Annotated in this window: 22 protein-coding genes; 11 read left to right on the top strand and 11 right to left on the bottom strand. The window is 63.2% G+C overall.

What is annotated here, in order from left to right; all coding sequences use genetic code 11:
- Positions 1-20: 20 nt before the first annotated feature.
- Both CLU92_RS11140 and fur read right to left on the bottom strand, forming a co-directional pair.
- On the bottom strand, positions 21-386 hold the full coding sequence (locus CLU92_RS11140; protein ID WP_101481943.1) for a MerR family transcriptional regulator: 366 nt from the start codon (positions 384-386) through the stop codon (positions 21-23).
- 71 nt (positions 387-457) lie between these two features.
- On the bottom strand, positions 458-895 hold the full coding sequence (gene fur, locus CLU92_RS11135; RefSeq protein WP_101481942.1) for a ferric iron uptake transcriptional regulator: 438 nt from the start codon (positions 893-895) through the stop codon (positions 458-460).
- A gap of 251 nt (positions 896-1146) precedes the next feature.
- Here fur and CLU92_RS11130 point away from each other — a divergent pair, with 251 nt between their 5' ends.
- Both CLU92_RS11130 and CLU92_RS11125 read left to right on the top strand, forming a co-directional pair.
- Entirely contained in the window at positions 1147-2043 is an 897-nt protein-coding gene (locus CLU92_RS11130) for a LysR family transcriptional regulator (RefSeq protein ID WP_101481941.1), read from the top strand.
- Between the two features lie 161 nt (positions 2044-2204).
- Positions 2205-2822, top strand: coding sequence for an OmpW family protein (locus CLU92_RS11125; protein WP_101481940.1), 618 nt, complete (start codon positions 2205-2207; stop codon positions 2820-2822).
- An 80-nt stretch (positions 2823-2902) separates the two neighbouring features.
- On the opposite strand, the gene CLU92_RS11120 is transcribed toward CLU92_RS11125, so the two are convergent.
- The 4 genes from CLU92_RS11120 to CLU92_RS11105 all read right to left on the bottom strand — a co-directional run bounded on the left by CLU92_RS11120 (position 2903) and on the right by CLU92_RS11105 (position 6015).
- Positions 2903-3730, bottom strand: coding sequence for a MetQ/NlpA family ABC transporter substrate-binding protein (locus tag CLU92_RS11120; protein WP_101481939.1), 828 nt, complete (start codon positions 3728-3730; stop codon positions 2903-2905).
- A 25-nt stretch (positions 3731-3755) separates the two neighbouring features.
- The gene (locus tag CLU92_RS11115; RefSeq protein ID WP_099380715.1) at positions 3756-4430 is read right to left on the bottom strand and encodes a methionine ABC transporter permease; all 675 of its coding nucleotides are present in this window, start codon (positions 4428-4430) and stop codon (positions 3756-3758) included.
- Positions 4423-5232: a methionine ABC transporter ATP-binding protein gene (locus CLU92_RS11110; protein WP_070222288.1), complete on the bottom strand. Its 810-nt coding sequence runs from the start codon at positions 5230-5232 to the stop codon at positions 4423-4425. Before CLU92_RS11110 ends, CLU92_RS11115 begins: the two co-directional genes overlap by 8 nt.
- A 327-nt stretch (positions 5233-5559) precedes the next feature.
- Entirely contained in the window at positions 5560-6015 is a 456-nt protein-coding gene (locus CLU92_RS11105; RefSeq protein ID WP_101481938.1) for a YbaN family protein, read from the bottom strand.
- A 481-nt stretch (positions 6016-6496) separates the two neighbouring features.
- On the opposite strand from CLU92_RS11105, the gene CLU92_RS11090 reads away from it, so the two are divergent.
- Complete coding sequence (locus CLU92_RS11090; RefSeq protein ID WP_101481935.1) at positions 6497-7063, top strand: YceI family protein; 567 nt, start codon at positions 6497-6499, stop codon at positions 7061-7063.
- A 107-nt stretch (positions 7064-7170) separates the two neighbouring features.
- Here the strand turns inward: CLU92_RS11090 and CLU92_RS11085 are convergent, their stop codons facing one another.
- A complete protein-coding gene (locus tag CLU92_RS11085) occupies positions 7171-8979 on the bottom strand; it encodes an NAD(P)/FAD-dependent oxidoreductase (RefSeq protein WP_101481934.1) in 1809 nt (602 codons plus the stop codon).
- A gap of 153 nt (positions 8980-9132) precedes the next feature.
- Positions 9133-10275 carry a sigma-54-dependent Fis family transcriptional regulator gene (locus tag CLU92_RS11080; protein ID WP_101481933.1) on the bottom strand — a complete coding sequence of 381 codons (1143 nt, stop codon included), beginning with the start codon at positions 10273-10275 and terminating at the stop codon, positions 9133-9135.
- 395 nt (positions 10276-10670) lie between these two features.
- Here CLU92_RS11080 and CLU92_RS11075 point away from each other — a divergent pair, with 395 nt between their 5' ends.
- The gene (locus CLU92_RS11075; RefSeq protein WP_373917829.1) at positions 10671-12008 is read left to right on the top strand and encodes a serine hydrolase domain-containing protein; all 1338 of its coding nucleotides are present in this window, start codon (positions 10671-10673) and stop codon (positions 12006-12008) included.
- Between the two features lie 121 nt (positions 12009-12129).
- A complete protein-coding gene (locus CLU92_RS11070; RefSeq protein ID WP_101481932.1) occupies positions 12130-13671 on the top strand; it encodes a CHASE2 domain-containing protein in 1542 nt (513 codons plus the stop codon).
- Positions 13672-13701: 30 nt separating this feature from the next.
- On the opposite strand, the gene CLU92_RS11065 is transcribed toward CLU92_RS11070, so the two are convergent.
- Genes CLU92_RS11065 through CLU92_RS11055 form a run of 3 tightly spaced genes read right to left on the bottom strand, consistent with a single transcriptional unit; the run spans position 13702 to position 18943 of the window.
- Complete coding sequence (locus tag CLU92_RS11065) at positions 13702-16491, bottom strand: Hsp70 family protein (RefSeq protein ID WP_101481931.1); 2790 nt, start codon at positions 16489-16491, stop codon at positions 13702-13704.
- A gap of 2 nt (positions 16492-16493) precedes the next feature.
- Positions 16494-18365: an Hsp70 family protein gene (locus tag CLU92_RS11060; protein WP_101481930.1), complete on the bottom strand. Its 1872-nt coding sequence runs from the start codon at positions 18363-18365 to the stop codon at positions 16494-16496.
- Positions 18362-18943 carry a DUF2760 domain-containing protein gene (locus CLU92_RS11055; protein WP_101481929.1) on the bottom strand — a complete coding sequence of 194 codons (582 nt, stop codon included), beginning with the start codon at positions 18941-18943 and terminating at the stop codon, positions 18362-18364. The genes CLU92_RS11060 and CLU92_RS11055 overlap by 4 nt, the downstream gene beginning before the upstream one ends.
- A gap of 238 nt (positions 18944-19181) precedes the next feature.
- Here CLU92_RS11055 and CLU92_RS11050 point away from each other — a divergent pair, with 238 nt between their 5' ends.
- The 6 genes from CLU92_RS11050 (at position 19182) to urtD (ending at position 25732) form a co-directional block, all read left to right on the top strand.
- Entirely contained in the window at positions 19182-19811 is a 630-nt protein-coding gene (locus CLU92_RS11050; RefSeq protein ID WP_208327698.1) for a transglutaminase family protein, read from the top strand.
- 16 nt (positions 19812-19827) lie between these two features.
- Positions 19828-20616: a DUF4349 domain-containing protein gene (locus CLU92_RS11045; RefSeq protein ID WP_101481928.1), complete on the top strand. Its 789-nt coding sequence runs from the start codon at positions 19828-19830 to the stop codon at positions 20614-20616.
- Positions 20617-20816: 200 nt separating this feature from the next.
- The gene (gene urtA, locus CLU92_RS11040; RefSeq protein ID WP_101481927.1) at positions 20817-22070 is read left to right on the top strand and encodes an urea ABC transporter substrate-binding protein; all 1254 of its coding nucleotides are present in this window, start codon (positions 20817-20819) and stop codon (positions 22068-22070) included.
- Between the two features lie 136 nt (positions 22071-22206).
- On the top strand, positions 22207-23793 hold the full coding sequence (urtB, locus tag CLU92_RS11035; protein WP_101484626.1) for an urea ABC transporter permease subunit UrtB: 1587 nt from the start codon (positions 22207-22209) through the stop codon (positions 23791-23793).
- Complete coding sequence (urtC, locus tag CLU92_RS11030; protein ID WP_101481926.1) at positions 23790-24905, top strand: urea ABC transporter permease subunit UrtC; 1116 nt, start codon at positions 23790-23792, stop codon at positions 24903-24905. Before urtB ends, urtC begins: the two co-directional genes overlap by 4 nt.
- Complete coding sequence (gene urtD, locus CLU92_RS11025; protein ID WP_101481925.1) at positions 24902-25732, top strand: urea ABC transporter ATP-binding protein UrtD; 831 nt, start codon at positions 24902-24904, stop codon at positions 25730-25732. The genes urtC and urtD overlap by 4 nt, the downstream gene beginning before the upstream one ends.
- Position 25733: the final 1 nt, after the last annotated feature.

The following is a 25733-nucleotide window of genomic DNA, read 5'->3' as shown; positions in this document are numbered from 1 at the left end:
CGCGGCGTGAGGTGACAGGTTCAGGCCGCCGCTTGCAAGTGCTGGCGTGCCAGGCAGTCGCTGATTTCCGTGTCGATATCGGCCAGCTGCGCGTCGAGCTGGCGCAGGCGGGCGATATCCTGCTGTATCTGTGTGCGCTTGGCGGCGATGTGACGCGACAGGGCGGCCCAGTCCGTGTTGTCGCCGGCCAGGATGGGCAGCAGTTCGGCCAGGCGGAATCCCAGGGCCTGCGCCTGGCGTATGAGCCTGACTTGCGCCAGGTCTTGCTGCGTGTAGACGCGGTAGGCGCCGGAACGGCGCACGTCGCCCAGCAAGCCCAGCGTTTCATAGTGGCGCAAGGCCTTGGGCGAGGTGCCCGCCAGGCGGGCGATTTCTCCGATGTACATGCTTGTCCTTTGTCGAGCTTGCGCGCAGTGTAGCGCAGGCAAGGTGCCGAGCGCTACGCTGCGCGCTGGCCTCAGGCCCGGCGTGGCGGAATTTTCTTCGCCGTGCACTCGGCGCAGGTGCCGTACAGCGACAGCGCGTGCTCGTGCAGCACGAAGCCCCGCTCGGTGGCGATTTCATTCTGGCGCAGTTCGATGCCTTCATCGACAAATTCATCGACCTTGCCACAACCCGTGCAAACCAGGTGGTCGTGGTGCTGGCCTTCATTGAGTTCGAAGACGGCATGGCCCGATTCGAAATGCCGGCGAAACAGGATGCCCGCTTCGGCAAACTGCATCAGCACGCGGTAGATGGTGGCCAGGCCCACGTCGATCTTTTCGGCCAGCAAGAGTTTGTAGACATCGTCCGCACTCAGGTGCTTGATGCCTCCTTCTTGAAACAGCTGCAGAATCCGCAAGCGGGGGATAGTCACTTTCAAGCCCGAATCACGCAGTTCCCTCAATATATCCATGTCTCCCATTCCTTTTATGATCGCCGGAGCGCACGCCCCAGCGTGAATCTGCATTATATCGCAAATGATAATCATTACCATTCTCATGTGCGAACTGGGGATAGTATGCGGTGCAGTCAGCTGGGAAGCCAGTGACCTCGGCGCAAGTGACGATTGCGTGGCGGGCAACTGATGCCAGGGTGTTCGTTCAATATGGAAAAGTGGCGCTCAAATCGATACACTGTGCAGCAGGAAATAATAATGGAGGGGGTATGGACCGATTTGATGCAATGCGTCTGTTTACCCGCATCGTCGAGCTGCGCAGTTTCACGCAGGCGGCGCATGACCTTGGCTATCCGAAGGCGACCGTCACGCATGCGATCAAGCAACTCGAAGCGCGGCTGGGCGTGCGCCTGCTGCAGCGGACCACGCGGCAGGTGACGCCCACGCCCGATGGCGAGGCGTATTACCAGCGCTGCGTGTGTCTGCTGGCGGACCTGGAAGAAACGGAAGCCGTGTTTTCCTCGGCGCAGAAGCAGCCGGCAGGCAAGTTGCGCATCGACCTGCACGCGACCCTGGCCATGCATTTCGTCCTGCCCGTACTGGACCAGTTTTGCGCCCGCTATCCGCGGATCGAACTGGAAATTGGCATGGGCGACCGCCTCGTCGACCTGGTGCGCGAAGGCGTCGATTGCGTGCTGCGCGTGGGCGAATTGAGCGACTCGTCCATGGTGGCGCGCCGGCTGGCGCTGCTGGAACAGCTGACGTGCGCCAGCCCCGCCTACCTAGCCGCCCACGGTACGCCGGAGAATCTGGCGCAGCTCGATGGCCACCGCGCCGTGAATTTCTTTTCTACCCAGACGGGCAAGGTCTGGCCCTTCGATTTCAAGGTGGCAGGACAGCGGCACAGCGTGGCCTTGCCGGGCACCGTATCGGTCAACAATGCCGACGCGTATCACGCCTGCTGCCGCGCGGGCCTGGGCTTGATCCAGGCACCCCGCTACCACCTGGAGCAGGCGCTGGCAGCTGGCGAGCTGGTGGAAGTGCTGCGGGACTGTCGTCCCGACCCGCTGCCCGTGTCCGTGCTGTACCCCCATCACCGGCAATTGTCGGCGCGCGTGCGCGTGTTTGCCGATTGGGTCGCCAGCCTGTTTGACGGCGTGCATTAATTGGTATGGTCGCGCTGCGCTGCGGCATTTTCTTGACCTGGGCAAAGAAAAAAATCCCTCTAGTGATGCCATCTAGCACTATTTGATGTGGATCAAAGTTTTTGTTGCACTGCACTCTTAGACTTCGCAGCGTTACTTAACGACAAAAAGAGGGAACTAGAATGAAGAAGTCCGCAACTGCAGCAGCAATCGTCCTGGCCGCCATCGGCGCATTCGCCGGCAATGCAATGGCTCAGGAAAGCCCATGGCTGGTGCGCGCGCGCGCCGTGCACATCGATCCGGCCGATAAATCTGCTCCTGTTGGTGGTGTCGGTGCATCCGACCGCTTGCATGTGAGCAGCAAGACGATTCCTGAAATCGATATTTCGTACTTCTTTACCCCGAATATCGCTGCCGAGTTGATCCTGACCTACCCGCAAAAGCATGACGTCAAGCTCGACGGCAACAATATCGGTACCTTCAAACACCTGCCGCCGACCCTGTCGCTGCAATACCACTTCATGCCTGAAAAACAGTTCAGCCCTTACGTGGGTGCCGGCATCAACTACACGAATATTTCGGACGTGAAATTGCTGAACGGCGCCGGCCGCCTGGAGCATGACAGCTGGGGTTACTCGCTGCAAGCCGGTGTCGACTACAAGCTGGACAAGAACTGGTCCCTGAACTTCGACATCAAGAAAGTGCAGATCCGCAGCGACGTCTTCATCGGTGGCGCCAAGGCCAGCGAAGTCAAGGTCGATCCTGTCCTGATCGGCGTAGGCGTCGGTTACCGCTTCTAAGCATGGCATGACAGCGCCTGCGTGGCGCGCACAATAAAAAAGGACGGCTTTGCCGTCCTTTTTACATTAGCTGCAGCGGTTTATTTTTTCAGCGTCTTTTCCAGTGCCAGCTGGTAATCCGTCTTTTCGTAGCCGGGCAGGTATTTGTTCGTCGCGTTGAGGAAGGCGCGCGAGCGGTAGGCCGCTTCCAGGTCCTTGACCCATGGCTTGGCTTTGTCGGCCGTGCGGATGGCCACCAGGTTGATGTAGCTGTCCGAGATCTTTTCCACGCTCAGGGCCGACGTCAGCTTCATGCCGGCGGCCAAGGCGAAGTTGCCATTGACGAAGGCGTAGTCGGCGTCCGCCAGCGAACGCGGCAGCTGCGCCGCTTCCAGCGGCACCAGTTTCAGCTTCTTCGGGTTTTCCAGCACGTCGCGCTCGGAAGCACGCAGCGGATCGACGTTCGGTTTCAGTTTGATCCAGCCCATCTTGGCCAGCATCACGAGCGCGCGCGCCTGGTTGGTCGGATCGTTCGGCATGGTGATGGTGGCGCCGTTCTTCACTTCGGCCAGCGTTTTCTGTTTGCCGCCGTACAGGCCGATCGGCATGGTCGGCACGGTGATGAGGGGGCTCAAGGGCAGCTTGTTATCGGTGGCGAACTTGGTCAGGTAGACGATGTGCTGGAACACGTTGGCGTCCAGCGAGCCTTCGGCCAGCGCGTAGTTCGGCTGCACGTAGTCGTTGAATTCGACGATCTTGACCTTGTAGCCCTGTTTTTCCAGGATGGGCTTGATGCCCAGCTTCAGCTGGTCGGAATACGGACCGGAGCTGGTGCCGATGACGAGTTCTTTTGGGTCTTTTGCGTGGGCGGCGGTAGCGAAGGCCAGGCTGGTGGCGACCAGGAGCAGGTTGCGGCGAAGTTGGTTCATGTGTGTCCTTGTTTCTGAATTTAAATTAACGTTTGTCGAGGCGCTTGGCGATGCGCGTGCCTGCGAACTGGATGGTTTGCACCAGTACGATCAGGATGGCCACGGTGGCGACCATGATGTCCGTCTCGAAGCGGTAGTAGCCGTAGCGGATGGCCAGGTCGCCGATGCCGCCGCCGCCCACCACGCCGGCCACGGCCGAATACGACAGGAAGCTGATCGACAGCACGGTCAGGGCCAGTACCAGGCCGGAGCGCGCTTCCACCAGCAGCACGCGGAAGATGATCTGCATCTCCGATGCGCCCATGGCGTGCGCCGCCTCGATCACGCCGCGCGGCACTTCGCGCAGGTTCTGTTCCACCAGGCGCGCCAGGTAGGGAATGGCGGCGAACGACAGCGGCACGGCAGCTGCCAGCGGGCCGATCGAGGTGCCCGCGATGATGCGCGTAAACGGCGTCAGGGCGACCAGCAAAATGATGAAGGGGAAGCTGCGCACGGTGTTGACCAGCCAGCCCAAAATCGTCGATAGCGGACGGTTTTCCAGCGACTGGCCTTCCGATACGAGGAACAGCAGGATGCCCAGCGGGCCGCCGATCAGGATGGCGGCCGTCAAGCCGATGCCCAGCATGGTCATGGTCTGGCCCAGCGCCACCCAGATTTCCGGCAGCAGCTTGATGACGTTATTGATCGATTCTTCAAACATGTGTTGCATCCTTCCATGCGGTGGCTTCAAACGCCTCGGTGCCGTAATACGCCAGTTCGCGTCCCAGCGCCGTCTTGCGCGGGGTGGCCGTGTCGCTCAAATCGAATTGTTCGGCGATGGCGCCGTTTTCCACGACAGCCACGCGGTTGCAGATGGCGCCCAGTACCGACAGCTCATGGCTGACGATGACGATGGTCACGCCAAGGCGCGCATTGATGTCGCGCAGGGTGTCGAGCAGGGCGCGCGTGGTTTCCGCGTCCAGCGCGGATGTCGGCTCGTCGCACAGCAGCACATCGGGGTGGCTGGCCAGGGCGCGTGCAATCGCCACGCGCTGTTTCTGCCCGCCCGACAATTGCGCCGGATAGCTGTGCAGCTTGTCGGACAGGCCCACCAGCGCCAGGCATTCCTCGACGCGGGCGGCGATTTGCTCGCCCTTGGTGGTGCCATGGATTTTCAAGGGGAAGGCGACGTTGTCGAAGACGCTGGCGTTTTGCAGCAAATTGAATTGCTGGAAAATCATGCCGATATTCTGGCGTGCGTCGCGCAGTTCGCTCTTGCCCAGGCGCGTCAATTCGCGCCCGGCCACGGTAATGGTGCCGCTGTCGGGGCGCTCGAGCAGGTTAATCAGGCGCAGCAAGGTCGATTTGCCGGCGCCGCTCTTGCCGATCAGGCCGAAAATATCACCGGGATAGACTTCCAGCGTGACCGATTTGACCGCGTGGAATTGTTCGCCTTTGGGCAGCGCGAAGGTCTTGTTCGCGCCGTCGATGCGAATCACCGGCGTACGGTGTGGTGTGGTCATGCAGTGTTTCCTTTTTTATTGGACCGTGACAGGCTTGCTTGCAGGGGCCAAATCGCCCAGCCTGTTACGTCGGTTGCGTAGTATACCTCCGATCGTGTTATTACTCCTACGACAGAATCTTGCTTTGAATATGCAAATAATGTCTATGCGCTTGTTTTTAAGTTGAAAAAGCGGGAAAGTGATATATGTGCCGAATTTAATCCCGTGGGCGGGCGCGAAGTAGCCGCATCTTGGTGAAAAGTTCGACGCGCCATGCGCGGGCATCGCGGTGTTTTTATGTGAAGTTCGGCTGACTTGCCGTTTTTTTGAGGCAAGCAGGGTCGTTTACTACCTGCTATTGTCCACTTCGCGGGCAGATTCTGCTCCGCTGGCGGCAGGGCCTTCAGGACGGCGCAACAGGTAGATGAGGACGGCGATTTCCATGGCGCCCACCATGACGATGACCCACCAGGGCGGATGGCCCAGGCACATGGCGACAAAGCCGATGGCCATGCCCAGGCAAGCCATGGCTTTGCCGCGCCGCGAGACGGCGCGGTGTTCGCGCCACTGGCGCAGCGGCGGGCCGAAGCGGGGATGCTGCAGCAGCCAGTGCTCAAGGCGCGGCGAGGCGCGGCTGAAGCAGGCCAGGGCGAGGATCAGGAAAATCGTCGTTGGCATGACGGGCAGCATGGCGCCGATGATCCCCAGCAGCACCATCAGGGCGCCGGCGGCGGTCCAGGCCCAGCGGCGCAGACGCACGCCGTGCGCTTCGCGCAGCGGGGACTGGGCGAGCGGCTCCCGCATCAGGCGAATGCACCCGCAGCCAGGCCCTGGCTGCGGGGCAGGTTGGTGGTGCGGTGCGCGTTCAATGTGCTCGTGGCGTGGCGGGTGGCCGTCATGTTTTTCTGCTCTGGGTTCTGCTCGGTGTTCGGCTCTATTATGGATGAATCAAGGCGACGCTGCATGTCCCCCGGGGCCGCGAGGATAGCAATCCCGCAGAATAATAACAAGAATCATTCTCATTGGATGTATTATCTGAGGCGCTGGATAACGCTGGATATTTTTGGCAATGCAGACAATAATCGGCAGCAGAACGCGCTGTCGCACACCTTGATGTCTGTATTATCGATTTTATCGATGCTAACTAGGTATATTTTCCGTTTTACATCGATCTGCATGCCATGCATAATCTGTTGCAACTGAAGCCAGACAATCAGCCGCATACGCTTTACGCCTGCAGCCGATTGCGGTTTTGACATCCACCACGCCCAATCAGGAATTTACAATGAAAAAACTGCTCGCTTTTATCGCCGCTGCCGGCTTCTCGCTGTCCGCCGTTGCCGCTCCTGAAGTCTATGTCATCGATGGCAGCCACACTTTCCCCCGTTTCGAGTACACCCACATGGGCTTCTCGACGCAGCAGAGCCGTTTCAATAACACCACCGGCAAGGTCACCCTGGACCGCGCCGCCAAGACGGGCTCCGTCGAAGTGCTGATCGACACCAAGTCCGTTGACACGGGTTCGACCCTGTTCAATACGCACATCCAGGGCGATGGTTTCCTTGAAACCGACAAGTTCCCGGTCGCCACCTACAAATCGACCAAGTTCAATTTCGACGGCGACAAGCTGGCCTCCGTCGACGGCAACCTGACCCTGAAAGGCGTGACCAAGCCAGTCACCCTGACCGTCACCTCGTTTGCCTGCGCACCGCACCCGATGCTGAAAAAAGACGCTTGCGGCGCCAACGCCACGGCCAAGATCAAGCGTTCGGAATTCAACGCCGGCAAATATGCGCCAGCCGTCAGCGATGATGTCACCCTGACTTTCGCGATCGAAGCGATCAAGCAATAAACTGCTGGGGTCAGACCCGGCGGGTCTGACCCCACATTTTCGCTGCACCGTAAAAATGGCGGCGGACTTCGGTCCGCCGCCATTTTTTTATCTGCTTGTCCCTGCCATCACGACAAGTGATGCACCTCCTGCTGCCCATACACGGGGGTAGTCAAGCCTTCCATGCGCGCTTTCAGCTGCAGCGACAGATACTGGGAATAGTGGCGTGACTGGTGCAGGTTACCGCCGTGGAACCACAGGGCTTGCTGCTGCGTGGGCTTCCACATATTGCGCTGTTCGCCCTCCCACGGACCAGGGTCTTTCGTCGTGGCGGAACCGAGGCCCCACACCTTGCCCACCTTGTTGGCCACCTCGGGAGAGATCAGGTCGGCCGCCCAGCCATTCATGGAGCCGTAGCCGGTAGCGTACACCACCAGGTCGGCGGGCAGCTCCGTGCTGTCGGACAGCACGATGGAACGGCTTTTCAGCTCCTGCACGCCGACGCCGCTTTTCAGCTTGATCTTGCCCTCGGCGACCAGCTCCGAGGCGCCCACATCGATGTAGTAGCCGGAGCCGCGGCGCAGGTATTTCATGAACAGGCCGGAATCGTCGTCGCCGAAATCGAGCATGAAGCCCCGTTCTTCCAGGCGCGCATAAAAGTCCGCGTCGCGCTCGCGGATGGCCTTGAAGACGGGTTTCTGGAAGTCGGCCAGAATCTTGTACGGGATAGAGGCGAATGTCAGGTCGGCCTTGGCCGTTGTCATGCCGGCCGCCAGCGCCCGTTCCGAGTACAGGTCGCCCAGCGCCAGGTCCATTAGCGAGTCCGACTTGACGATGTGCGTCGACGAGCGCTGCACCATGGTCACGTCCACGCCCGCTTCCCACAGGGCGGCGCAGATATCGTGCGCGGAATTGTTCGCGCCGACCACCACAACCTTCTTGCCGACATAGGCGTCCGGTCCCGGATGCTGCGACGAGTGCTGCTGCTCGCCCTGGAACACGTCCATGCCCTTGAACTTCGGCATGTTTGCCTTGCCCGACATACCCGTGGCCAGCACCAGCTGCTTCGGTTTCAGGGTGATGGCCTGGCCATCGCGCAGCACCTGCACCGTCCACTCGCCGGTGGCTTCGTCGAAGCTGGCCGATTCGCAGCTGGTCGACCCCCAGTAGTTCAGCTCCATCACCTTGGTGTACATTTCCAGCCAGTCGCCCACCTTGTCCTTGGGCGTGAAGACGGGCCAGTTGTCCGGGAAGGGGATGTACGGCATGTGGTCGTACCAGACGGGGTCGTGCAGGCACAGCGATTTATAGCGCTTGCGCCAGCTGTCGCCGGGACGGGCGTTTTTCTCGATGATGATGGTGGGGACATTGAGCTGGCGCAAGCGCGCACCCAGCGCGATGCCGCCCTGGCCGCCGCCGATGATGACGCAATAGGGCTGGCGCGCGTAGCCCAGTTCTGCCGCTTCCTGTTCGCGCTGTTCCAGCCAGCTGCTGCGGTCCGTGCGCGCGCCATGCTCGGCGCCCATCGGACGGCGGCCGCCCTTGGCTTCTTCAAAGCCCTTCAATTCACTCATGGTGGTGAGCAGGGTCCAGATCTTGCCGTCGCGGATGCGGATAAAGCCTACACCGCGCGCCACCTTCGTTTCCACCGTGATCCAGCTTTGCAGCACGCCACCGGCCTCGCTGGCGTGCTCGCCGTCGGCGATGCGGATGGAGACCGGCTGCACGGTGCCCAATTGGGCGGCCAGCATGGCGGCGATCTGTTCGCGGCCTTCCATGGTTTTCAGGTTCCAGGTAAACAGCACCAGGTCGCGCCAGTAGCCGTCTTGTTCGAACAGCTGCGCAGCGCCCGTGCTGTCGCTGGCGCGAAGTAAGCCCTCTAGCTGCTCCAGGATGCCTGCCACGGCCAGGTCAAGCGGGGTGTTTTCGGTTTGCATCGTGTCTCCTCCAAGTCTGCTGACTTTATGATGGGATGCGGCTGTGTTGCCGCTGACGATGTTGTAACACTGGCGTTCTGGCGCCGCATCTCGCATTGCAGCATGGCGGCTACTGAGACGGAAGTCTCAGTGCGTTGATCGCTTCATTGCGCTTCATTGCCGGTGCGGCGGCACGATGTGCAGCTGCTTGAGGCGCCGGTACAGGGTGGCGCGCGAGACGCCCAGCATGGCCGCCGCCTGCAGCGGGCGCCATTTGGCGGCGTTCATGGCGTTGACGATGCGCGTGCGCTCGGCCAGCTCCGGCGGCGTGTATTCCGGCACGCCGTCCGCGACAGGCAGCTCGCGTGCGGCGCGCGGGCGCGCGCTGGCCTGGCGCAGCGGCGCGCGCACGCGGGCGTGCAGCCAGGTGCTGCCGCCCGCCAGGCGCAGGGACAGCAGATTGTGCCCCGCGCGCGCATCGAACAGCCGTTCGGCGCGTACTTCCAGCACCTCGGCGACGGGCCGCGGCAGGCTATCGAGGCCTGCGATGACGTCGCGCGCGCAGCGGTTGGCGGCGATGACGTTGCCATGTTCGTCGATGGCGAGCAGCATTTCCGGCTGCACTTCCACGAAGTGGCGGTTGCGGTGCGCCAGCAGGATGCAGCAATGGCTGTAGGACTTGAGAAAAAAGCCGTCCTCGATCAAGGTCGCGCCCTGGCGCACCAGCTGTTTGACCAGGCGCTGGCTGTCGCGCGCGTCGGGCGAGTTCAGTGCCGAGGCATCGAGCACGCCGATCAGGTCGCCGTGCGGCGAAAAAATGGGTGCGGCGCTGCACGTGAGGCCCGTGAACGCGGCGCGGAAATGGTCGGTCTTGTGGACGGTGATGGCTTCGTGGTCGAGCAGCACGGAGGCGATGCCACAGGTGCCTTCCTCTTCTTCCGACCAGCACGAACCCGGGTACAGGCCCGCCTTCTTGAAATCCTTGCGCTGGGCCGTGTCGACCACGTAATCGATGGTCACGCCGTGCGCATTGGCGAGGATGACGCAGTAGCCCGCTTCGCGCACCATGGCGTGCAGGCGCGGCAGGCACTGGCCCGTGGAGCGCAAGAAGCCTTCCTCGGATTGCTGGATGGTGCGCAGTTCGGCGCCTGTCAGAATGCGCGGCCCGGTAGTGGAGGCGGGATCGAGCCGGTAGTCGTCCAGCGAGCGCCGGTAGGACGAGGCCAGCCTGGCCGTATCGGCCCCCGGATTGACGATCCTGCCGGCGATCAGGTCGCGCACGCGGTCGATATGGCTGGTCTGGCGGACGTAGGGCATGGAGCTCTCCAGTGTCTCGGTATCTGGTGTTTTTATGGTATTTCGCTTGTCGCCTCCGTTTTTAGCACGAAGCGCCGGGCGGCGCATCCTGCGCTGCAGCATGGCGCGCACCTGAGACCTTAGTCTCAGCGCGTGGTCCGCACAATAGGATGCTTCTCAACAATAAAAAAGAGCATCTCTGATAACATTCGGTCAAATGGACAGTCATCTGGCGCAAGGCATATCTATGGCAATGCAAGCGATGTTCCCGGTGCGCCGTTCACTCGTCCTGGCCCTGCTGGCGCGCCCGTGGTGATCGCTGGCGTGCTGCGCCCGCTGCTGGCGAACCCTATCTTCGTCAAGAAGGTGCGCGTGGTGAACCTGAATATCTGCCTGACTATCAAGGAGAACATCGCATGAACGTACTGCCCAAGATGACATGCCTGGCCTTGGCCGCCTGCCTCGCGCTGGCTGCCGGTGCCCATGCGGCCGAGACGGCCAAGGTGGCGGGGACGCCGATGTCGGCCGCCGCCAGCGATCCGGCTGCATTGAAATGGATGGTAGGCGCGCCGCCACCGGCCGATAAAATCATCCGCTTCGACGATGGCAGCTACTTCAGTTTCCCGCAGCTGCGCTGGAGCGTGTCGCACTTCCGCCAGTTGATGCCGACGGTGGAAGTTGCGCGCGGCCTGAAAGCGCCCGTGCCTTTGCCGCGCGCGCTGCGCAGCGATATCGACAGCCTGCGCTTCACGCCCCTGGGCGCGAAGGAAACCATGACCTGGGAGCAGTCGCTGGGCGCCAACTACACGGACGGCATCGTGGTGCTGCACCGGGGCCGCATCGTGTATGAGCGTTACCTTGGCGTGCTGAAGGAAAGTGGCCAGCATGGCGCCATGTCGGTAACGAAGTCCGTCATGGGCACCATCGGCGCGGCGCTGGTGGCCGAAGGCAAGCTCGATCCTGACAGGAAAGTGGCCGAGTATGTGCCGGAACTGGCCAAATCTGCATTCGGCGACGCCACCGTGCGCCAGGTGCTCGACATGACCACGGGCCTGAAATTCAGCGAAGATTACGCCGACCCGAAAGCGGAAGTGTGGCAGCACGCGGCAGCCGGCAGCCCGCTGCCCAAGCCCAAGGATTACACTGGGCCGCGCAGCTATTTCGAATATCTGCAAACGGTGCAGCACGAGGGCCGGCATGGCGAGGCGTTCGGCTACCGCACGGTCAACTCCGACGTGCTGGGTTGGATCGTCGCCAGGGTCACGGGGCAGAACGTCAACGAGTATCTGTCCGAGCATATCTGGCAAAAGCTGGGCGCCGAGCAGGATGCCTACATGACGGTTGATTCGACCGGCACGCCGTTTGCCGGCGGCGGCCTGAATGCGGGCTTGCGCGACCTGGCCCGCTTCGGTGAGATGCTGCGCAACGATGGCCGCTACAACGGCCAGCAGATATTGCCGAAGGCGGCTGTCGACGATATCCGCCGCGGCGGCGACAAGCAGCTGTTCGCCAAGGGCGGCTACGATTTGCTCAAGGGCTGGAGTTACCGCGACATGTGGTGGGTCACGCATAACGACCATGGCGCCTATATGGCGCGCGGCGTGTACGGTCAGCGCATCTATGTCGATCCGAAGGCGGAAATGGTGATCGTGCGCTTCGCCTCCACGCCGACGGCGGCCAATGCGGCCAACGATCCGACCACCACGCCGGCCTTCGAAGCGCTGGGCAAGCTGCTGCTGGCCAAGCCGAAGTAGGCAGCCAGTCGGGGCCACGCCAGACGTGCTGCGGATGGGGCATAACTGCAATACACTATCCCTTTGTCATTGAATATTGCTTGAGTGTTAACTCAAGCGCCGCACGCAAGGGGAACGCACTGTGGAAACCAGCCAGCCAGACCAACCACGCCCGCCGCTCTGGCGGCGCCTGCTGTGGCCGGTTGCCCAACTGGGCTCGGCCTTTAAACTGACGGGCACGCACCTGCTGCACCACGTAATCGGCGCCAGCCTGATCGCCGCGCTGATGCTGGCGCTGGAAGGTTTTCACGTGCTCGAATGGCTCGATGCCGCCATGCTGCGCGCCAGTGCGGCACAGGGCCAGCTGTTGAACCGGGGCAAGGATCCGGGCGCAGCTTATCGGCCCGGCATCATCGAAATCGACCAGCCTGCGTTCGAACAAGTCTTCGACGAGCGCGAACCTCTGGAACGCACGCGCCTGGAGCAAGTGATCGCCAGCGCCGCCGCGCGCGGCAGCAAGGTGCTGGCCATCGACCTGGACCTGGCGCCGGCCGTGTATGAGCAGCACAAGGCGGGCGAGCGCCCTCTGGACCGCCTGCTCGACCAGCTGGCCGCCGATGGCCGGCAAGTGGTGCTGATCCTGCCCGAGCAATCGGACCGGAACGCGAACCTGCCGTGGATACGCGCGCGCTGCGCGGCCGGCATCCATTTCGCCAGCCCGCAAATCCGCGAACGCATGGGCGCCGTCACGCGCATCGAGCTGAAAAGTCCCGTGCTGGCGGCCGTGGCCTTCGAGCTGGCGCATGGGGCCGACGAGCAGGAGCAGAAGCAGCCCATGCCGGCCGTCTTGTCCGAGCAAAAGGAAGTGGTGGCGCTGGCCTGCCGCGTGTGCCAGCTGGCCCGGCGCACGGGCAGTGAAAAGGAATTGGCGCGCTGGGCGTTCGAACCCGTCATCCGCGGCGACGCCAAGGCGGCGGCCGAACAGAATGCCGTCACCGCGCCGTTTCACCCGGCCGCCGTGGCGCCGGCATTCCTGAACCCCACGCGCGCGCGCGTCAAACTGATCGAGGGCCAGGCTGGCGTGGATGCCGGGGCACTGCGCAAGAACGTCGTGTATATCGGCAGCACGTATGACGTACGCGACCGCTATACGACGGCAGAAGGCGAGCAGGCCAGCCTGCACCTGCATGCGGCCGCCCACACCTCGCTCGGCATCGGCACGGCCGACGTCAACAAATATGCTGTGTTCGCGGCTGATATCGTCATCGGGGTGCTGCTGGGCTGCCTGTTCGGCGGCTTGTGGACCCTGTACGGCCGGGCCGAGCTGGCCATCGACAAGCGCATGGAAGACCACGATTTCAGCCGCCTGCACCGCATGGGTACCCTGGCGGAATTCTATGGCATCCGCTTGATGCTGGTGCTGGTGTGGGCTTCGCCGTTTGCCATTGGCGCGCTGGCCATCTACCTGTCGCGCGGCTTGCTCGAGCAGGGCTGGTGGGTCAATCCAGGCCCCCTGATCGCCGGCATGTTCCTGCATGCGATGTCGCTGCGCGATGAAGCCCACCATCCGCACGAAGAAGTGCCGGGCCTGTCCGTGTGGGCCCAGCTGCGCCGCACGCATCCAGGCATCGTGCTGGTGCAGGCGCCGCTGGCGGTAGTGCTGTTGGTGGTGGCGCTGGCGTAGGGCTGGAGGACAGGCTGCACAGGAATCCGATCAGCCGATCAGCTTCAACCCCGGTGGCAGTGCCTCGCCCAGCATGCGCCGGGTAGCTGTTTCGTCCAGCTGTGTCACTTCGCTGACCATGGCTTGCCACAGGGGCGGGGCGCCCACGGCTTTCAGGCGGGTCAGGATGGTCGCCCGTAGCTCGTCGCCGATGTCGCGCGAGCGGTCGCCCGTCATCCGCGCCAGGTGGGCTGCGGCGAAGGCAGCCGGTTCAACTTTTTTCCAGTCCAGCGCCAGCAGCACCTGCAACCACCCGGCCACGGTGGCGCTGTCGACCACTTCGTGCGCGCTGCCGTGGAAGGGTTGGCGCGCGCCGACCCTGGCCAGCGCCCACAGGGTATTCGTATCGGCCGCTTCTCCCTTCTTGCTGGCTTTCTCCAGCCGCTTGATCAGCCAGGCGCCCACTTCCGCCTTGTAGGCGCCGGGGATGCGCTCCAGCGAAGCGCCCAGGCGCAGCATGTCGTCATCGCTGCCGTTGACCAGGGTAAGGGGGCGGCTGCCGCGCTGGGCCGCATCGGCTTGCAGGTTGAAGGCGAAGTCGTCGAGCAGGCGCAATTGCTGCTGCGTGCTCAAGCCGCCAGCCACACGGCGCCACAGGGTCCACCATTCGGCGCACACCTGGTTATCCTTGTGATGCTGGATGCCCGTGTCGAACAGGGCCCACAGCTGCTCGATGCGCCATGGGTCGAGCGCGTCGCCATAGCCGGGGCGCAAACAGTAGCCGGCCAGGTTCAGCCAGACTTTTTCATGTTCGGCGGAGCGGCGCCGGCCACGGGTGCGCAGCATGAGGGCGTCGAACAGCTGGCGCAGCAGCGGCGTATCCCAGCTCTCGCGCCCGCCTAGCCCACGTTCCAGGTGCTGGCGCAACTGGCGCACTTCCTTGGTCTCGACCTTTTGCGCCTTGCCGCCGAAGATGCGCTCGATCTTCTCGATGGCTTCCTTGATGCGCGGCGAGACGGCTTGAGGCTCGCTATCGCCTTGCTCTTCCTCACCAGCGCGCAACTGGAATTCCAGCAGCCAGCGCTGGCCGGCATCGGCTTCGGCCACGCAATGCACTTCCAGGGTGCCCACTTCTGTCATGACGGTGACCAGCTGCACGGTGATTTCGCGCTTGTCACTGGCATCCTCTTTATCGTGCAGCACGCTGGCCAGCGGCGGCAGGCGCAGATACTCGCCGGCGTCCAGGTCGACGATGTCGCCCAGTTGCGGCGGCGTGCCCGTTTCCGCAATCGAGGATGCCAGGTGGAAGCGCACGGGGCGGCCCAGGCGCAGGGCGAACAGGCGCTCCGTCAGGCCGATTTCCTCGCCGCTGGCGCTGCCACGGGGCAGGATGCAGACGGCGCGGTTGTCCTTGCCCGCCTCGCCCAGCACGAGGAAATAGCTGCGCGGGGAGCCGCCGCCGATGCGCGGGGCCTGTCCCCGGCGCGCCAGCGCGTAGGCGACGGCGCCGCGCGCCACGGCCACGTCGGGATTGTCGTTGTGCAGGATAGTCAGGGGCAGGGCCGCGCCGCGCCAGTGCGCGAGCGTCTCGGCCAGGCGGCGCGCCAGCGCGTCGGCGCGGAACACGCCGCCGTTCAGCAGCAAGGTGTCGGGAAGTTCGCCTTGATGCTGCTGCAGGAAACTGGCCAGATGGCGCGTGATGGCCGCGTCCTGCGCGTAGGGCAGGCCGAATTCGACGATGCCGGCGCGGCCTTTTTTCGCCGTCTCGCTCAGTTCCACCTTTGGGAAGAAGCCGTCGACCACCAGGGCCGCCACTTCTTCGCGCGTGATATCGGCGGAACGGCTGCCACCGATCAGGCGAGAGCCGGCGCCCAGCAGGGTGACGGTGGCCTTGTCCGGTGCGTCGCTCGATAGCAGCAGTTCCTTGGCGGCGCGGCAGCGTTCCATCAGCTGCGACAGGCGTGCGGCGGAGAGCTTCATGCCGCCTTCGACGCTTGCCGCCATGCGCGTTTCCATCAGGTGGGCCAGCGCCAGGTCCATATTGTCGCCGCCGAGTATCAAATGATTGCCCACACTGCTGCGCGTGAGCTGCGGTTCGCCATCCTCATCGAAGGCGACGTCGATCAGGCTGAAATCGGTTGTGCCACCGCCCACGTCGCAGACCAGGATACGCCGCGTTTGCGCCAGGTCAAGGTGCAGCGTGTCGCGCCGACGGTGCAGGTAGTCATAAAAGGCGGCCTGCGGTTCTTCCACCAGTCGTAGCGTGGGCAAGCCCGCCAGGCGGGCAGCTTCCAGCGTGAGTGCGCGCGCACCCTCGTCGAAGGAAGCGGGGATGGTCAGCACCAGTTCCTGGTTTTCAAGGGGAGAATCCGGAAAGCGGTGATTCCACGCGGCGCGCACATACGCGAGGTAGCTGGCGCTGGCCGCCACGGGGGATACCTTGGCCACGTCGGCATCGGCGCCCCACGGCAGGATGGGCGCCTGGCGGTCCACGTTCGCATGTGACAGCCAGCTCTTCGCGCTGGAAACGAGCCGGCCCGGTACTTGCGCGCCGAGCTGTCGCGCCAGGGCGCCCAGTACCGGATGTTCCGCCCTGGTGACATCGTCCTGTGGCCACGGCAGCTGCAAATCGCCGGCCGCCAGCTCGCCAGGGGCAGGGTGGTAGCGCAGCGATGGCAGCAGGGGGCGTGCGCCCACTTCGCCGGGAGCGAGCAGCTGCTCAATGGCGAACAGCTGTATGCCCGCCTGGGCATCGGCCGCATTGGCATAGGCCACCACCGTGTTGGTGGTGCCCAGGTCGATGCCGACCAGCCAGGCCGGCTGCACCTTCGCGCCGCGCATGCTTATTGCTGCGGCGTGCCGCGCACGTCGAATTCCACTTTCCAGCGCTCGGCGCCATCAGGGGAGACGGCCAGCAGCTCCAGGGTGCCCGCTTCCGTGACTCTGGCGTGCAGCTTGACTTGCACCACGTCGCCAGCCTGGCGGCCTTCGGCAGACAGCGTCGCGTGGATTTCGCTCAGTTCCTGCAATTCATCGGGGCCCCAGAAATCGAGCAGGTCGCCGATCTGGTCGTTGCGGCGCGTGGACGAGGCGAAGAAGCGGAAGTGCACGGGTTCGCCCACCACCAGGCCGAATTGCTGGCCTGGCAATTCCAGTTCGCTGCCTTCTTCCATGCCGAACGGCGCCACGCACAGGGCCTGGATCGGCGGTTCCATGCCGGGGATGGCCGGCATGGCCGATTCGATGGCCACGTAGAAGGCGCTGGCCGTGCCGCCGCGGATACGCACGCCATGGCCGCGCCGCACGTAGCTGTAGTAGGCGGCGCCACGGGCCACGGCCAGGTCCAGGTCGGCCCCGGCCAGCATGCGCGCTGGTTCCGCGCCTTCCATGTACAGCCAGTCGTTGACGGTGGCCATGATGCGCTGTACCAGCAAGTCCGACTTGAAGACGCCGCCGTTGAACAGCACGGCCGTCGGGTGCAAAAAGCTGGCGCCGTCCGCCTGGCGGCCCGCAAAACCATCCAGTTCGCTGGTCGCCGCCACCTGGCGGCCCAGGAACGCGGCCAGGTGGCGCGTGATGGCCGCGTCCTGCGCATACGGCAAGCCCAGTTGCGTCAGGCCGGCGCGCGTGCGCACGGCAGGGCGGCTCGATGCTTCCACTTGCGGGAAGAAGCCGTCGAGGATAAAGGTGGACACTTCCGCGCGCGTCAGTTCCGTGCGGATGGAGCCTCCGATCAGTTTCGAACCGCGGCTCGGCACGACGATCGGTGTCACATCGAGGCCGCTGTCAGCCAGCAGGCTTTCCTTGGCGCTGCGGCAGCCATAAGTGAGCGCGCGCATTTGCCAGGCGTCGAGCTGGGTGCCGTTGGCGGCCAGCTTGCGGGCCACCAGGTGGGCCAGCGCCAGGTCCATATTGTCGCCGCCCAGCAGGATGTGTTCACCGACGGCGACGCGGTGCGGTTCCAGCACGCCGTCGCGTTCCAGAACGGCGATCAGCGAAAAGTCGCTGGTGCCGCCTCCCACGTCGACGACGAGGATGATGTCGCCCGGCTTGACTTCCTTGCGCCAGCGTCCCTCGCTGGTCTGGATCCAGCTGTACAGGGCCGCCTGCGGCTCTTCCAGCAAGGTCAATGAAGTGTAGCCGGCTGCCTGCGCCGCTTCCATCGTCAGCTCGCGCGCGGCCGGGTCGAAGGACGCAGGAATCGTCACCGTGATTTCCTGCTGCGCAAACGGCGCTTGCGGGTGGGCGTTGTCCCAGGCCTGGCGCAAATGCGTCAGATAGCGCGTGGCCGCCGTGATGGGCGAGATGCGCGCCACTTCCGCCGGCGCGTCGTTCGGCAAGATCGCCGCGCGGCGGTCTACGCCCGGGTGGCACAGCCAGCTTTTCGCGCTCGACACCAGGCGGATGGGCGTGGTGGCGCCGCGGCTGCGGGCCATTTCGCCGACGACGAACGGCGCCTCCGCTTCTTCGGTCACCCAGGGCAGGGCCAGGTCGCCCGCCGCCACTTCGTCAGCGTGCGGCAGGTAGACGAACGATGGCAGCAGCGGCAGTTCTTCGACGGTGCCGGGCGCCGACAGCTGCGGCACTTTCAGCACGCCGTGGCTGGACTTTTCGCCGTCGCTCTCGACCAGGTTCACATACGAGAGGGCGCTATGGGTGGTGCCCAGGTCGATGCCGATGGCGTAGCGCGGGGTAGGGTTGACGGTATCGTTCACAGTTCCACCTCGGCCGGGGCCAGGATGGCGGCGTCGTGTTGCTCGCTCAGTTTCGGCAGGCGTACGCTGGAGGCGCGCCAGCCGCGGTGACTGAGGGTGCCCGTGTACGGCGCGGAACCGACGACGTTGCCCGTCAGGCGCACTTGCGCGGAATTAAAACCTTCCTGCAGGACGATGCGGCTGCCTTCGGCTTCCTGGCGCACGGCCTCGATGGTGAAGTATTCGCGCATGACCTTGGCGCAGCCTTCATGCACCACACGGGCGGCCGCGCCGATGTCGGCGTCGGCATGGCTGCCCAGGTTTTCCTGGGTGAAGTCGATCAATCGCGCTTCGCGTTGCAGTAAAGCAAGTAACTGCAGGGCGGCGTCCGGCGTGGCTTCTTTCAATATGACGGGGGCGGCGGCCGGCGTCGGCACGGGAGCGGGTGCCGGAGCCACGGGAGCGACGGGCGCAGCCTCGGGCAAGGACAGTTTTTCGACGCGGGCCGCATAGGCGGCGTCCGACAGGGTGCTGAAGAAGGCGCCGAAAGCCAGCGGGACGCGGCGCCAGAACGATGGGTGGGACGATGGTGTGCTCATAGGAACTCGTTTCTCTGATCTGTAGGGGAGGCGTCGGCGGCGCGGAACCGCTTCGCAAGGTGTTGCATGCGCCGGCCCAATGGGGCCGGCTGGCGTTTGCCCGAATGATACCAGCTACCGGGCCGTCGCCAAAGTCGCCGGCCCCCGCCCAGCGAGCCTGAAACGTGGATTTTCTTTGTTCCTGCGCAAGGAAACGCTCGATTTCGGTCTGCTTCGACTAGAATCGCGCATTATCTTTATGCAAGACCTTGACGCCATGTCTACCGACTTTTCCCCCGACTTTTCCATATATCTAGCCAGCAGCACTTACATAGACAGCGACCATCCGGCCGTGCGCGCCAGGGCGGCCGAGCTGGCCGCCGGCGCGTCGGGCGATGCCGCCATCGCGGCCCGCTGCTTTGCCTTCGTGCGCGATGAGATTGCCCACAGCTGGGACTACCAGCGCAATCCCGTCACTTGCCGCGCTTCTGACGTGTTGCAGCATGGCACGGGCTATTGTTATGCGAAAAGCCATCTGCTGGCCGCGCTGCTGCGCGCCAATGGCATTCCGGCCGGGCTGTGCTATCAGCGCCTGGCCGTGGGCGAGGTGGGGCCGCCGTTTTGCCTGCATGGCTTGAATGCCGTGTACCTGCAAGAGTTTGGCTGGTACCGCATCGATGCGCGTGGCAACAAGCCCGGTGTCGCCGCCGCCTTCACCCCGCCGCAGGAGCAGCTGGCCTTTCCCGTGCTGGCGCCCGAGGAGTGCGATTTGCCTGAAATCTGGCCGGCACCGCTGCCACAGGTGGTGGCATCCTTGACCGTTTATGCCACGGTGCAGGAGGTGGCCGCGCATTTGCCCGATATTCAATTGCTGCCGCGGCACAAATAACTCGACGAAAGAAATCATGAAAAAAGTATCCCTATGTTTGATAAGCCTGTTGCTGCTGGCCGGTTGCGGCGGCAAGGGAGAGAGCGCGGGCCAGTCCAGTGCCGCGCGTCTCGACGGCAAGGAAAAAGGCAGCGAGTTTCTTGCGTATGAACACAATGTCGGCGTCGATACGAATGAAGCGCAAGTGCGGCCCCTGTATGAAAAAGTGGTCGCCGCCTGCAAGGCCGATACGGACAATGGCTGTCTGCTGCTCGACTCGAGCATAGACGGCGGTCGTCACGTGCATGCGCGCATCAGCATGCGCGCCAAGCCCGCCGGCATCAAGAAGCTCGTGGCGCTGGTTGCGGCCGGAGGCGACGTTACCAGCCAGGGCACCAAGGTGGAAGATCTGGGCCGTCCTGTGCTCGACAGCAAGAAACGCCTGGAAATGCTCAAGCAATACCAGGCGCAATTGCAGGAGTTGGAAAAACGCTCGGGCGTGAACGTCGATGCCTTGATCAAGGTGACCAAGGAACTGGCCACCGTGCAAGTGGAACTGGAGCAGGCGACGGCGGCCAATGCGCTGTTGATGCAGCGCATCGATACGGACTTGCTGAACGTGGCCATCAGTGCCGAAGGCAAGCAGTCGTTCTGGCGCCCCGTCAAGCGCGCACTGGGCAATTTCACGGAAAACCTGTCGGAAGGCGTGGCCAACGCCATCACGGCCATGGCGTATATCCTGCCATGGCTGATCGCTTTCGTGCTGCTGTTTCCGCTGGGCCGCAAGGGCTGGCGCCGCTTGCGGGGCGTGCCGCGCAAGGATTGAAGCGCAAGGATTAATGCGTCCGGCGCACCGTTTTACGGCAATTTGAAACCTGGCTGCACAGTCCTTGTGCAGCCAGGTTTTTTTTCGTGCGGAGAGAGCCGCGTGCACCATGGCGGACGCCTGCTGGTGCTGGCATGCATTCTGCTTTAACAACATCGTATGCCCAGTCCGTCCCCCACGAATACATCACAGGAGTCCCCATGTCACGACGCATCATCCTGAAAGCGGCCGCCGCCGGCGCCCTGGCCCTGGCCACGTCCATCACCATGCAGGCAGCCCTGGCCGCCGACACCATCAAGGTGGGCATCTTGCACTCCCTGTCGGGCACCATGGCCATTTCCGAAACGTCGCTGAAAGACGTGGCCTTGATGACGATCGCCGAGATCAATGCCAAGGGCGGCGTGCTGGGCAAGAAGCTGGAAGCCGTCGTGGTCGATCCGGCGTCGAACTGGCCCTTGTTTGCGGAAAAAGCGCGCCAGCTGGTGGCGCAAGATAAAGTGGCCGTGGTGTTTGGTTGCTGGACGTCCGTGTCCCGTAAATCCGTCTTGCCCGTGTTCAAGGAACTCAACAGCCTGCTGTTTTATCCGGTGCAATACGAAGGCGAGGAGCTGGAAAAGAATGTGTTTTATACGGGCGCCGCGCCGAACCAGCAGGCGATTCCCGCCGTGGAATACCTGATGAGCAAGGATGGCGGCGGCGCCAGGCGCTTCGTGCTGCTGGGCACGGATTACGTTTACCCGCGCACCACCAACAAGATATTGCGCGCCTTCCTGAAGAGCAAAGGCGTCAAGGATAGCGATATTAGCGAGGTCTACACGCCGTTCGGCCACGCCGACTATCAAACCATCGTCGCCAACATCAAGAAATTTTCCACGGGCGGCAAGACGGCCGTCATTTCCACCATCAATGGCGATTCCAACGTGCCGTTTTACAAGGAACTGGGCAATGCGGGCTTGAAAGCTACGGACGTCCCCGTCGTTGCGTTTTCCGTGGGTGAGGAAGAGCTGCGCGGCATCGATACCAAGCCTTTGCTCGGTCACCTGGCGGCCTGGAATTATTTTGAATCCGTCAAGAACCCCGTGAATACGGCTTTCATCAAGCAGTGGAAAGCGTATGCAGTGGCGCAAAAGTTGCCGAACGCGGGTTCGGTGGTGACGAACGACCCCATGGAAGCGACCTATGTGGGCATCCACATGTGGGCGCAAGCGGTGGAAAAAGCCAAATCGACGGACACGGACAAGGTGATCGCCGCCATGGCCGGCCAGAGCGTCAAGGCGCCGTCTGGCTTTACCCTGACCATGGACCCGACCAACCACCACTTGCACAAGCCCGTGATGATCGGCGAAATCAAGGCTGATGGGCAATTCAATGTTGTGTGGAAAACCAAGGAGCCGATACGCGCCCAGCCGTGGAGCCCCTTTATCAAGGGCAATGAGGGCAAGCAAAAGCTGTAGGCGCTTGCGCGTCGAATGGTCATCGCAACCCCAGGCAAAGAGCTGGGGTCAGACCCGCCGGGTCTGACCCCTGTCCTTGCCTATGGGGGAAGGATACTTATCAAGACATCGGCTTTACTACATGGTATCTATGCATATGCAGCTTATCCCCAAATTGCTGGTCCTCGTCTGCCTGTTATTGTCCTCGCTGGCGCAGGCCGCCATCTCTCCTGAACTGCTCAAACCGCTGGCTGCCGACGATTCTGACGCCAGGGTCGCTGCCGTCGCCCAGATCGCCGCCCTGGCCACGCCCGAGGCTGCCAAGGTGCTCCAAGCCTTGCAGGACGACGGCCTGTATGCCGGGCCGGACGGCAAAGTGTATGTCGTCGACGGCGAGCAGGCGTATGACCCGGCCATCGGCCAGAGCGTTCCGCTGCCCGATGGCCTCGATGGCGTGATGGTTAACAACCGCTTGCGCGCGGCCGTGGCGGGCGCCTTGTCCGGCTTGCAGCTGCTGGCGCCGGAGCGCAGCGCCCGCCTGGCGGCCGCGCAAGCCTTGCAAAAGGCCGTTGACCCCGCGCAAATCCCCCTTATCCGCAAGGCGCTGGCGCGGGAAAACGATGCTGACATTAAACAGCTATTGCAGGTGCTGATCGCCAGCGCCAACCTGCATGCGCCGGACGCCGCCACGCGCAAGGCCGCCGTGCAGGCGCTGTCCGGCAGCAGCGATGCGCGCTTGCTGCCCGTGCTGCAAGCCATGCTGGAAAAGGATGGCGAGCCGGACGAAGCCGTGCAGCTGGCCGCCATCGAGACCATGCGCCAGATCAAGGCTAGAGTGGCGCGCATGGAATTCGCCGGCAATGTGTTCTATGGCATTTCACTGGGCAGCGTGCTGTTGCTGGCCGCGCTGGGGCTGGCCATCACGTTCGGCTTGATGGGCATCATCAACATGGCGCACGGCGAATTGCTGATGATAGGCGCCTACACGACGTATCTGTGCCAGCTGTTTTTCCGCACCTACCTGCCCGGCATGCAGGAGGCCTACCTGCTGGCCGCGCTGCCGGCCGCCTTTCTTGTTGCCGGACTGGTGGGCATGGTGCTCGAGCGCACCGTGATCCGCTGGCTGTACGGGCGGCCGCTGGAAACCCTGCTGGCCACCTGGGGCATCAGCCTGATCCTCATGCAGCTTGTCCGCACGATCTTTGGCGCGCAAAACGTGGAAGTGGCCAACCCGGCCTGGATGTCGGGCGGCGTGACCGTGCTGGGCGGCCTCGTGCTGCCGTACAACCGCCTGGCCATCATAGCCTTCGCCATCGTCGTGGTGGTGGCAGTGTGGTTGATCCTGAACAAGACGCGCCTGGGGCTGTTCGTGCGGGCCGTAACGCAAAACCGCCGCATGGCCGATTGCGTGGGCGTGGCCACGGGCAAGGTCGACATGCTGACCTTCGGCCTTGGTTCCGGCATCGCGGGGCTGGGCGGTGTGGCCCTGTCGCAGCTGGGCAACGTGGGGCCGGACCTGGGCCAAAGCTACATCGTTGATTCCTTCATGGTGGTGGTGCTCGGTGGCGTGGGCCAGCTGGCCGGCACCGTGATCGCCGCGCTGGGCCTGGGCGAAGTGAACAAATTCCTCGAACCGGTGGCGGGCGCCGTGCTGGCGAAAATCGCCATTCTCGTATTCATCATCATCTTTATCCAGCGCCGGCCGCAGGGCCTGTTTGCCATGAAGGGACGCAGCGTCGAATGACTACCTCCTGTCTATCCAAGCAAGGCCTGTTTACGCGGCCCGTCTGGCTGGCGATTGCCGCATGCGCGGTGCTGGCGGCGCTGTTGCCGATTTTTAACCTGGCGTTTGCAGAAGGGCATGCGCTGCATGTGTCCGCCTACACGGTGGCGCTGGTGGGCAAGTTCATGTGCTATGCGCTGGCCGCGCTGGCGCTGGACCTCGTCTGGGGCTACACGGGCATCCTGTCCCTGGGCCACGGCGTGTTCTTTGCGCTGGGCGCGTATGCGCACGGCATGTATCTGATGCGCGCCATCGGCGACCAGGGCCAGTACCACAGCAGCTTGCCCGACTTCATGGTCTTTCTCGACTGGAAAACTTATCCGTGGTACTGGGCCTTCACGGAACATTTCTGGTATTGCATGGCCCTCGTCGTGCTGGTGCCGGGCGTGCTGGCCTTCGTGTTTGGTTATTTCGCCTTTCGCTCGCGCATCAAGGGCGTGTATTTTTCCATCATCACGCAAGCGATGACGTATGCCTTCATGCTCTTGTTCTTCCGCAATGACACCGGCTTTGGCGGCAACAACGGTTTCACGGATTTCAAGACGATATTGGGCCATAGTGTGACGGCACCCGCCACCCGCGCCGTGCTGTTCCTGCTGACCCTGGCCTTCCTGCTGGCCGCGCTGGTGGGCGCGCGCGCCATCGTCCGCTCCAAGCTGGGCAGGGTGCTGCAGGGCGTGCGCGACAGCGAGGCGCGGCTGATGTTTCTCGGCTACAACCCACTGTGGTTCAAGCTGTTTGTGTGGACCTTGTCGGCCGTGCTGTGCGGCATCGCCGGCGCCCTGTACGTGCCGCAGGTGGGCATCATCAACCCGTCCGAAATGTCGCCGGCGAACTCCATCGAGATGGTCGTGTGGGTGGCCGTGGGCGGACGCGGCACCTTGCTCGGTCCCATCCTGGGCGCCTTTACCGTCAATGGCTTGAAAAGCTGGTTCACGGCCGCCTTGCCGGAGCTGTGGCTGTTCGCGCTGGGCTTGCTGTTCATCGTCGTCACCCTGTTCATGCAGCAAGGCATGCTGGGCGTGTTAAGCAAGCTCAAACGCAAGCCCATCGTGGCAGAGGAGAACGCATGAGCATCCGCATGCTGCCAGGCATGGCCAGCGCCGAAGCTGGCCCCACGTATTCGCGCGTGAAAGGCGAGGGCGTCGACACGACGCATGGCGCCATTCTGTATCTGGAAGACATCAGCGTGTCGTTCGACGGCTTCAAGGCTATTAACAAGCTGAGCCTGGATATTTCCGTGGGTGAATTGCGTTGCATCATAGGCCCGAATGGCGCAGGCAAGACGACGATGATGGATGTGATCACCGGCAAGACGCGGCCCACATCCGGCACAGCCTGGTTCGGCCAGACCATGAATTTGGCCACCATGACGGAAGCGCAAATTGCCCACGCGGGCATAGGCCGCAAGTTCCAGCGCCCCACCGTGTTCGAGCAGCACACGGTGTTTGACAACCTGGAACTTGCCATGAAGATGGACAAGCGCGTGGCGCCGACCCTGTTTGCGCGGCTCACGTCCGAGCAGGCGGGCCGGATCGAGGCCATATTGCGCCTGATACGCTTGAATGGCCAGGAGGCGCGGCCGGCCGGCTTGCTGTCGCACGGGCAAAAGCAGTGGCTGGAAATCGGCATGCTGCTGATGCAGGAGCCGCAGCTGATATTGCTCGATGAACCGGTGGCCGGCATGTCGGACGCGGAAACGGCGCGCACGGCGGAGTTGCTCAATGAATTGCGCGGCAAGCATTCCATCATGGTGGTCGAGCACGACATGGGTTTCGTCACGGACATTGCCCAGCAAGGCATCGTCACCGTGTTGCACGAAGGCTCTGTGCTGGCGCAGGGGCGCATGGATGAGGTGCAAGCCGACGAGCGCGTGATCGAAGTCTATCTGGGAAGGTAAG

Source organism: Janthinobacterium sp. 61 (assembly GCF_002846335.1).
GTDB lineage: Bacteria > Pseudomonadota > Gammaproteobacteria > Burkholderiales > Burkholderiaceae_D > Janthinobacterium.
Note: the sequence above shows the minus strand (reverse complement) of the source record. Positions and strands in the feature narration are given on the sequence as shown.